The following is a 9,276-nucleotide window of genomic DNA, read 5'->3' as shown; positions in this document are numbered from 1 at the left end:
CCTGGCCCACAAGCGCAAAAGCTGGGCGAGCTTGCCTGCTACATCGTCTCCGTAAATCAACGGGAGGCGTAGGACCGTCACCGCAAAGCGATCGCTCTCAAGCGCGAGGAGGGCTTCATCCGCTGCAAGTTTGGAACGGCCATAATCCCCCGTCGGTGCGGTGGGCGTGGCTCGGCCAATCTCATCAGCCCTGCCGTAGACGGAGAAGGAGGAGATATGAATGAAGTGGCGCACGCCTGCATCGCGCGCAGCAGCGGCCAGCTGGCAGGGGATTTCGAAATTGATCCTGTTCAAATGCTCGACATCGCCAGTGGGCGTCCCGACGCAATTGATCACGCATTCTGCATCGATAAAGACAGAAAGGGGAAGGGATCGGTAGTCATCAACGATCGTCTCGCGCGCATGGCCGGAGGGGCGCCGGACGACATAGGCGGCAGCATCGCCGAGAAGGGGGGCGAGTGCCCTTGCAATGCGGCTGCCTCCTCCCACAACCAGTATAGGGGTATCTTGTCTCGACATGGTGCAGCGCTATAGCCACCCCGAACAGCGACAAAAGCCTTTTTCGCAAAGCCTTTAGCGAGCCATGCGCCGCACCATCGGTAGGGATGTAAAACACAGGTGAAACGATCAATCGATCTTTTGCTCGCACTGATAGCTGCGATCCCTCTTCTACCGCTGGGCCTAGTCGTCGCGCTGGCGGTAAAACTCACCTCGCGTGGGTCCGCGCTTTATTGGTCCGACCGGGTGGGCGCGAATGAGCGGATTTTTCGCATGCCGAAATTCCGTACGATGAAAGTCGGTACGCCCGCAGTGGCTACCCATCTTATGGCAGATCCGAAAAGCGCGCTAACCCCGATCGGGGGATTTCTGCGCCGCACCAGCCTCGACGAGATCCCGCAATTATGGAGCGTCGTGGCGGGAGAGATGAGCTTCGTCGGCCCGCGTCCCGCCTTGTTCAATCAGGACGATTTGATCGCACTGCGTCGCGAGGCAGGCGTTGCGCACCTACGTCCGGGGATTACCGGATGGGCGCAGATTAACGGACGCGACGAATTACCCATTCCCGCGAAGGTCGCATTCGATAGGGAGTATCTGGAGCGTCGCTCCATTCTGTTCGACTTGCGCATCATCGTCTTGACCGCAGCGAAGCTGCTTGGCGACAGGACCGTCACGCACTGAAGCTCACCGGCGCTAACGTGGCTTCCTGATCAAGGCCGACCTGCGATCATGGCGCTTCCATAAAGTCGCGCCGCTAGGAGATTTCGTACGTGGCTGGACCTTTTGCCGAACCACGGGCAAAGGCCTTCGCGATTTCACTGAAGCGCGTATCGCGCTAGCCAATTTGGGACGACTATGACCAAAACCGCACTTATCACCGGCGTCACCGGACAAGATGGCGCCTATCTGGCGCAGCTTCTGCTCGACAAAGGTTACGAAGTCCACGGCCTCAAGCGCCGCTCCTCTTCGTTCAACACGGGCCGGATCGAGGAAATCTATCAGGATCCGCATGCGCCCGACCCCACGTTTCACCTTCATTACGGCGATATGACCGACAGCACGGCGCTCATTCGCTTGGTGCAGGAGACGCAGCCTGACGAAATCTACAACCTTGCCGCCCAAAGCCACGTCGCGGTAAGCTTTGAAACGCCCGAATACACTGCAAATGCCGATGCGGTCGGGACTTTGCGCCTGTTGGAGGCGATCCGCATTCTCAAAATGGAGCAGAAGACGCGCTTCTACCAAGCGTCGACCTCCGAGCTTTACGGCCTGGTCCAGGAAGTGCCTCAACGCGAAACCACGCCCTTCTACCCGCGCTCTCCCTACGCAGCGGCAAAACTTTATGCCTATTGGATTACGGTGAACTACCGCGAAGCCTACGGCATGTTTGCCACGAACGGCATTCTCTTCAACCATGAAAGCCCCTTGCGCGGCGAAACCTTCGTCACACGCAAAATCACCCGCGCGGCGGCGGCGATCAAGCTGGGGCGCCAGGACAAGCTGTTCCTCGGCAATCTCGACGCCCAGCGCGACTGGGGCCATGCGCGTGAATATGTCCGCGGTATGTGGTCCATTCTCCAGGCCGACGAGCCGGATGATTTCGTCCTCGCTACCGGCGAAACCACACCGGTGCGCACGTTCGTGGAATGGGCTTTCGAAGATGTCGGCATCACTCTGCGCTGGGAAGGGGAAGGCGTCGACGAGAAAGGCTTCTGCACCACGTCGGGACGCTGCCTCGTCGAGGTCGATCCGCGCTATTTCCGACCGACCGAGGTCGAACTTCTGATCGGCGATCCGAGCAAGGCGCAAGAAAAGCTCGGCTGGCACCACGAAACCTCTCCGCGCGACCTCGCACGCGAAATGGTCCAGGCCGACCTCAAGGTCATGCGCGACGCGCCGATCGGAAAGGGCGCGTAATGTACGCACTCGCAGGCAAAAAGGTTTTCGTCGCAGGCCACAAGGGAATGGTGGGCTCGGCGATCGTTCGGCGGCTTGCGGAAGAGGATTGCGAAGTGCTGACTCTCGACCGAGGCGAGGTCGATCTGCGCGACCAGGATGGCGTGCGGCGCTGGATGCTCGATCGTCGACCGGACGCAATATTCATGGCCGCCGCAAAGGTCGGCGGCATTCTCGCCAATAACGATTATCCGGCCGATTTTCTCCTCGACAACCTGCTGATCGAAACTGCGATGACTGCTGCGGCCCACGCTGCGGAAGTCGAGAAGATGCTGTTTCTGGGATCGAGCTGCATCTATCCGAAGTTTGCCCCACAGCCGATTCCCGAGGACGCGTTGCTCACCGGTCCGCTCGAGGCGACCAATGAATGGTATGCGATCGCGAAAATCGCTGGGATCAAGCTGGCCCAGGCGTTCCGGAAACAGTACGGTCGAGATTATATCTCTGCGATGCCGACCAACCTATATGGTCCCGGCGACAATTTCGATCTTGCATCCAGCCACGTCATGCCCGCGCTGATTCGCAAGGTGCACGATGCCAAGAAAACCGGCGCTGATGTGGTGGTCTGGGGCACGGGGACCCCGCGCCGCGAATTTCTGTATGTCGATGACTGTGCCGACGCATGCGTTGCCGTGATGAAAGCTTACTCGGGCGATGAACACGTCAACATCGGATCGGGCGAGGACATTACCATTCTCGAGCTCACCCGTACCGTCATGCGCGTTCTCGACTACGATGGCCGCATCGTGCATGACGAGAGCAAGCCTGATGGCACGCCGCGCAAGCTGATGGACGGTAGCAAGCTCCGCGCGCTCGGCTGGACGCCTAGCGTACCGCTCGAAGAAGGTATTGCGCGGAGTTACGATGCGTTTTTAGCAGGTCAATTTCGCGAGGCGAAACTCACCGCCTGACCGGACCGGCTAAATCGAAAATCTCGGTCTGTCCGAGCTCAGAAAAAGCCTGCTCCGGCTCAACGACCGGCCATGGCCTTGACCTTGGGCAGATAAGTCCGCCCGATCCGCACCGGCTCCTCGCTATCGAGCTCTACAGACCACACGCCGAGGCCATCGTGCTTGAGGCCGGTAATGCGGTCGCGCCGCAGGATGGTGGAGCGGTGGACGCGAATAAATTTCGCAGGGTCCAGCCGGTCTTCGAGACCTGCGATGGTCTGGAGCAGCAGATACGACCGATCGCCGACATGGAGGCGAACGTAATCGCGCTCCGCATCGATGCGATCGACCTGCGCCGTTTCGATGCGGATGAGTTCGGAGCGGTGGGGAATCCACAATTCGTCGAGCCATTCGCTTTCGCTGCGCGCGCCCTCATTCCGGCGTGACAATGCGCGGGCGATCGCGCGTTCCAGCCGCTCGCTCTTGACCGGTTTCAGCACGTAATCGACCGCGTCGAGATCGAAGGCTTCGACTGCGTAATTGTCGTGCGCGGTCACGAACACCACGGCGGGGCGAGTCGATTTCTTCGCCAGGCTGCGCGCAACCGACAGGCCGTCGACTTCGGGCATGGTCATGTCGAGCAGGACGAGATCGGGATGCAGCGCTTCGACCAGCCGCAGCGCCGCGGCACCGTCGCTGGCAGTGCCGACCACGGCGATATCGTCCATCTTGCAGCACAGCACCTGCATGCGCTCCACGGCCAAAGGCTCGTCGTCCACGATCAGCGTGCGCAGTTTCTCGGTCGAAGGTTCCGTCAACGTCCCCACCCCTTCAGTTTCGGGCCCAGGCTTCAGCCATGCGTCACCAGCGGAAGCCGCAATTCGGTCTCGTATCCGTCAAGCGTTTCGCCCGAGGTGATCGTGGCTAATTCTCCAAAGCGCGCCATCAACCGGTCGCGCACATTGGCAAGGCCGATGCCGAAGCCGCCCTGCGCAGCCTGCGGCAAATCCGGGCTCGCTGCGATGCCCGGCCCGTCATCGGCCACGTTCAGCACCAGACGCCCGTATTCTTCGCGCGCGGACAGGGTTATGGTCACCGGACTACTGCTGCGCGACACGCCGTATTTGACCGAGTTTTCGACCAGCGGCTGCAGGATCATGCCCGGAACGCGAAAACCCTTCAGCGCCTCCGGCAGGACGAATTCGGTCTTGAGTCGCTCGGGAAAACGGACCTGCTCGATATCGAGATAATGGCGCTGGAGATCGAACTCGTCTTCCAGCGAGACGTCGGCAGTCGGATCTTCGGCAAGGCTGTGGCGATAGAAGCCGGACAGGGTCTGGATCATTTCCTCGGCCTTGGCCTGCCGATCGGTCATCACCAGCGCGGAGAGCGAATTGAGCGCGTTGAACAGGAAATGCGGGTTCACCTGATAGCGTAGCGAACGCAGCTCCGCCGCTTTGGCTGCGCTGCGGAAGCGTTCGCCACGCCGCTCCGCATCCTTCGCGCGCACGCCCGCCAGCAGGGCGAAATACAGCGCGGCCCAGGCGATCAGGAGAAAGAACTGGCTGAGCGCGCGTTCGATAAGGATCAGCCAGCGTTCGCGGCTCTCGTCATTCGGCACCACGATCCGTCCGCGCGGCGGCGTGGACGCGCTGCCGAGGCCGTCATCGCCCGGTGCCGATGTCGCCGGGCCTTCGATCACGACATTGCCGAACTCGTCGCGACTGATCGAGAAGCCGCGTTCTTCCGCCATGCGCGCCTGGAGCCGTTCCTGAAGACCGGAAAAGACCCAGATATTCGTCTGCGCAATGGCGAGCGAGGTGGGGATCGCCAACAGCACCGCAGCGCCGATCTGGACGGCCAGGGTCCGGTGATCGAACAGGCGCAGGATCACCCACAGCCCGACCGTCGCGCTCATCCCCGCGAGCGTCACCAGCGCACGGCGGAGAATTACCTCGGTGTCCGCTTCGAGCCCCACGATCATGCCGCGGGCCGTAAAGATCAGGAAATAGGCGACCCACAGGCCGATGATCGACCACAGGACCGTGCGCACCGACAGGCGCGATGGGGTGTCCGACGCAGCATCGGCGGGAGATGTGTCAAAAGGCAAAGCGACAGTCTTCTGCGCGTAAAAACCCGGATTCTCCAGCGCGGTTGTCGAGACGCGACGGCTGTTGGTCGAAGCGAGGCCGGGCCTCAGGGTACCGGCAGCAGCTTTTCCTCACGAATCTTTTCGCGCCATTTCGCCGGGGCGAGCGTGTGGACATTGTTGCCCCGCGCATCGACCGCCACGGTCACCGGCATGTTCTCGACCGTGAATTCGTAGATCGCTTCCATGCCGAGATCCTCGAAGCCGATGACCTTCGCTTCCTTGATCGCGCGCGCCACCAGATAGGCCGCGCCGCCGGTCGCCATCAGGTAAGCGGTCTTGAACCGGCTGATGACTTCGACAGCGTCCGCGCCACGCTCGGCCTTTCCGATCATGGCGAGAAGGCCGAGATCGAGCATCGTCTCGGTGAACTGGTCCATTCGGGTCGCCGTGGTGGGGCCGGCGGGGCCGACCACTTCGCCCATCACCGGATCGACCGGGCCGACATAATAGATCGCGCGGCCCGCGAATTCGACCGGCAGCTCCTCGCCCTTCGCCACCATGTCGCGAATGCGTTTGTGCGCCGCGTCGCGACCGGTCAGCATCTTGCCCGACAGGAGCAGGCGGTCGCCATGCTCCCAGCTTTCGACCTCTTCCTTCGTCAGAGTGTCGAGATCGACGCGCTTGGCCTCGGCATCGGGCTGCCAGTTGACCTTGGGCCACTGGTCCAGATCGGGCTTTTCGAGATAGCTCGGACCCGACCCGTCCAGCGTGAAATGCGCGTGCCGGGTGGCGGCACAGTTCGGGATCATCGCCACCGGCTTGCCCGCCGCGTGGCATGGCCAGTCGAGAATCTTGACGTCGAGCACGGTCGACAAGCCGCCAAGGCCCTGCGCTCCGATCCCTTGCGCGTTCACCGCGTCGAAAATGTCGATGCGGAGCTTTTCGAGATCGTTCTGGGGCCCGCGCTGTTTGAGCTGCGCCATGTCGATCGGTTCCATCAGCGATTGCTTCGCCAGACGGACGCAATGTTCCGCCGTGCCGCCGATACCGATCCCCAGCATCCCCGGCGGGCACCAGCCGGCGCCCATGCTCGGAATTTGCTCGACCACCCAGTCCACGATATTGTCGCTGGGGTTCATCATCTTGAACTTGGATTTGTTCTCGCTGCCCCCGCCCTTGGCGGCGACGTCGATTTCCACCGTGTCGCCCGGCACCATTTCGACCGAGAGGACGCACGGCGTGTTGTCGCGCGTATTGCGGCGGGTGAAGGCGGGATCGGCCAGGATCGAGGCGCGCAGCGTGTTGTCGGGGTGGTTGTAGGCCCGGCGCACGCCCTCATCGACGATGTCCTGCAATGCGCGCGTCGATTCGAGACGGCAGTTCTGGCCCCATTTGACGAAGACATTGACGATGCCGGTGTCTTGGCAGATCGGGCGGTGCCCTTCGGCGCACATGCGGCTGTTGGTCAGGATCTGCGCGATCGCATCCTTGGCCGCCGGGCCCTGCTCCGCTTCGTAGGCGTCGCCCAGCGCGCGGATATAGTCCATGGGGTGATAGTAGCTGATGAATTGCAGCGCGTCGGCCACGCTGTCGATCAGATCGTCCTCGCGGATGGTGATCATGGTTTGACCGGTTCCCGACTTGTCGTTCATCGCCGCCTCGTTCCTCTTCGCAGATTGGCGGGTGTCCTTGGCGCGGAAAACGCGAATGGTCAAAGCGCTTGGCCCCGCGCGGCCATGCGCTTAAGGAAAACGAGCGTTGCGCGGCTGTGTTGTTTATGTAATACAGCGGCGCGTATTTCCAGCTCGAGACGACAGAGATTGCGCCGATGACCGTCACCGCCGAACCGCCCCCCAAGCAGAACCAGGCTCAGAGCCAGGCACAGCGCACTTCCATCGACCATGCTGCCGCCCGCCGCGCGATGGTGGACAGCCAGCTGCGCACCAGCGGCGTCAATGCCCGTTTCGTGCTCGAACGCATGCTCATCGTCCCACGTGAGGATTTCGTGCCCGAGAACGCGCGCGGTACGGCATATATGGATCGTGCGATCCGGCTGGAAAACGGCGGTTTCCTGCCTGCGCCAGTCTTTCACGGCATGCTGCTGGAAGAAGCGTCTCCGCGGGTCGAGGACAAGGTTGTCGTGGTGGACGGTGGCAGCGGATATCTTACCGAACTGGTCCGGCCGCTGGTCGCCGAAGTCGAAACGATTACGGCGGAAGCGGCGGCCAAGGGTGACGTCCAGACGGGCGACGCCACTCTTCTGCTGATCGACGGCGCGATCGAGCACCTGCCTGCCATGCTGGCCGGAACGCTTGCCGATGGTGGTCGCGTAGTCACAGGCCTGGTCGATCGGGGCGTCACGCGGCTCGCCACCGGACGCAAGGTGGCCGGATCTCTCGGCCTTCTTCCTCTCGCCGAAACCGGCATTCCGCGTCTCGGCCAGTTCGACAAGCCCACCGGCTGGACGTTCTGACCATGGCGGGAGGGGTGTCGCCACGCGGCCTCAAGGCCAGCCTGTTCGCGCTTGCGTTGAGCAGCGCGATGGCGTCGCCTGCCCATGCCGATACCCTTCAGGAAGCCCTCACCCAGGCCTACATCAATAACCCCACATTGATGGCCGCGCGCGCCAACCTGCGCGCCACCGACGCGCAGGTGGAGATCGAGCGGGCCGATGGACGCCCCTCGGCCAATGCCAACGGTTCGCTTACCGAATTCATCGAACAGAGCTCGACCAGCTTCTTCACGCCCGATCGTGCCTTCAATGTCGGCGTGGACCTGAGCGCGCCGATCTATTCGGGCGGAGCGATCAAGAACGCGATTCGCGCCGCCGATCAGCGGGTCCAGGCGGGCCGCGCCGATCTGCGTGGGACCGAAAGCGCCGTCTTCAGCCAGGTCGTCGCCGCCTATATGGACGTGCTGCGCGGCCAGGCGCTGGTGTCGCTTGCGCGCAATCAGGTCGAAGTGCTGTCGATCAACACGCAGGCGACCAGCGACCGCTTCGAGATCGGCGACCTCACTCGGACCGACGTCGCGCAATCCCAATCGCGGCTTGCGCTGGCGCAAGGCGATCTGCGCAGCACCGAAGCAAATCTGATTGCCGCGCGCGAGGATTATATCGCGCTGGTCGGCGAAGCGCCCACCGATCTCGCTCCGCCGCCGCCTTTGCCCGGCCTGCCCGCCAGCGCGGAAACGGCAGTGGATGTGGCGCTGACCAACAATCCCGACCTCATCGCCGCGCGCGAGCGGGCCGAGGCGGCAGGCTACGATATCGACGTCGCCGGATCGACGCGCCTGCCGCGCGTGTCGGTCTTCACCGGTTACGATTACCAGAACTTTCTCGGCAGCGTGCCGAACGCGGTCGATCCCGACAATCCCACCGGCCCGGTGATTGTCAGCCCGCAGACCTCCACGGCGGCGCAGGCGGGTGTTACCGTTTCGATCCCGCTGTTTCAGGGCGGACGTCCCGCCGCCTTGCAGCGCCAGGCCCAGGCCCGCGCATCCGCCGCACTCGAACAGGTTATTGCTGCCGAACGGGACGTCATCGCGCAGGTGCGCGCCGCCTATTCCAGCTGGCAGGCCTCGCTCGCGATCATCGAAAGCTCGCAGACGGCGGTCGAAGCCGCTTCGCTCAGCCTCGAAGGCGTGCGGGCGGAAAACTCTATCGGCAACCGCACGATCCTCGATGTGCTGAATGCCGAACAGGAATTGCTGAACGCGCGCGTCGATCTCGTCACCGCGCGGCGCAACGCCTACGTCGCGGCGTTCTCGCTTCTGGCTGCCATGGGCCGGGCCGAAGCACGCGATCTGGGCCTTGCCGACGAAGGCGTGCTGTACGATCCC

Annotated in this window: 9 protein-coding genes; 5 read left to right on the top strand and 4 right to left on the bottom strand. The window is 62.7% G+C overall.

What is annotated here, in order from left to right; all coding sequences use genetic code 11:
- A partial coding sequence (locus A3736_RS17245; RefSeq protein ID WP_156502186.1) for an NAD(P)-dependent oxidoreductase occupies nucleotides 1–519 on the bottom strand: 519 nt, incomplete at its 3' end.
- A 99-nt stretch (nucleotides 520–618) separates the two neighbouring features.
- Between A3736_RS17245 and A3736_RS16450 the strand changes: the two genes are divergently transcribed.
- The 3 genes from A3736_RS16450 to A3736_RS16440 all read left to right on the top strand — a co-directional run bounded on the left by A3736_RS16450 (nucleotide 619) and on the right by A3736_RS16440 (nucleotide 3,365).
- On the top strand, nucleotides 619–1,179 hold the full coding sequence (locus A3736_RS16450; RefSeq protein WP_067685149.1) for a sugar transferase: 561 nt from the start codon (nucleotides 619–621) through the stop codon (nucleotides 1,177–1,179).
- A gap of 174 nt (nucleotides 1,180–1,353) precedes the next feature.
- Nucleotides 1,354–2,415: a GDP-mannose 4,6-dehydratase gene (gmd, locus tag A3736_RS16445; RefSeq protein ID WP_067685147.1), complete on the top strand. Its 1,062-nt coding sequence runs from the start codon at nucleotides 1,354–1,356 to the stop codon at nucleotides 2,413–2,415.
- Nucleotides 2,415–3,365: a GDP-L-fucose synthase gene (locus A3736_RS16440; protein ID WP_067685144.1), complete on the top strand. Its 951-nt coding sequence runs from the start codon at nucleotides 2,415–2,417 to the stop codon at nucleotides 3,363–3,365. The genes gmd and A3736_RS16440 overlap by 1 nt, the downstream gene beginning before the upstream one ends.
- Nucleotides 3,366–3,424: 59 nt before the next feature.
- Here A3736_RS16440 and A3736_RS16435 read toward each other — a convergent pair whose 3' ends face one another.
- From A3736_RS16435 to A3736_RS16425, 3 genes are all read right to left on the bottom strand, one after another.
- Nucleotides 3,425–4,162, bottom strand: coding sequence for a LytTR family DNA-binding domain-containing protein (locus A3736_RS16435; protein WP_067685157.1), 738 nt, complete (start codon nucleotides 4,160–4,162; stop codon nucleotides 3,425–3,427).
- Nucleotides 4,163–4,194: 32 nt separating this feature from the next.
- The gene (locus A3736_RS16430; protein ID WP_067685142.1) at nucleotides 4,195–5,454 is read right to left on the bottom strand and encodes a sensor histidine kinase; all 1,260 of its coding nucleotides are present in this window, start codon (nucleotides 5,452–5,454) and stop codon (nucleotides 4,195–4,197) included.
- 86 nt (nucleotides 5,455–5,540) lie between these two features.
- On the bottom strand, nucleotides 5,541–7,058 hold the full coding sequence (locus tag A3736_RS16425; protein ID WP_067685155.1) for a fumarate hydratase: 1,518 nt from the start codon (nucleotides 7,056–7,058) through the stop codon (nucleotides 5,541–5,543).
- A gap of 206 nt (nucleotides 7,059–7,264) precedes the next feature.
- Between A3736_RS16425 and A3736_RS16420 the strand changes: the two genes are divergently transcribed.
- On the top strand, nucleotides 7,265–7,909 hold the full coding sequence (locus A3736_RS16420) for a protein-L-isoaspartate O-methyltransferase (protein WP_082851564.1): 645 nt from the start codon (nucleotides 7,265–7,267) through the stop codon (nucleotides 7,907–7,909).
- Between the two features lie 68 nt (nucleotides 7,910–7,977).
- Nucleotides 7,978–9,276: TolC family outer membrane protein (locus A3736_RS16415; protein WP_233999465.1), on the top strand; the 1,299-nt coding region annotated here is incomplete at its 3' end.

Source organism: Erythrobacter sp. HI0063, assembly GCF_001635685.1.
Classification (GTDB): Bacteria; Pseudomonadota; Alphaproteobacteria; order Sphingomonadales; family Sphingomonadaceae; genus Qipengyuania.
The sequence above is the reverse complement of the archived record's forward strand: the minus strand, read 5'-3'. Positions and strand labels throughout refer to the sequence as shown.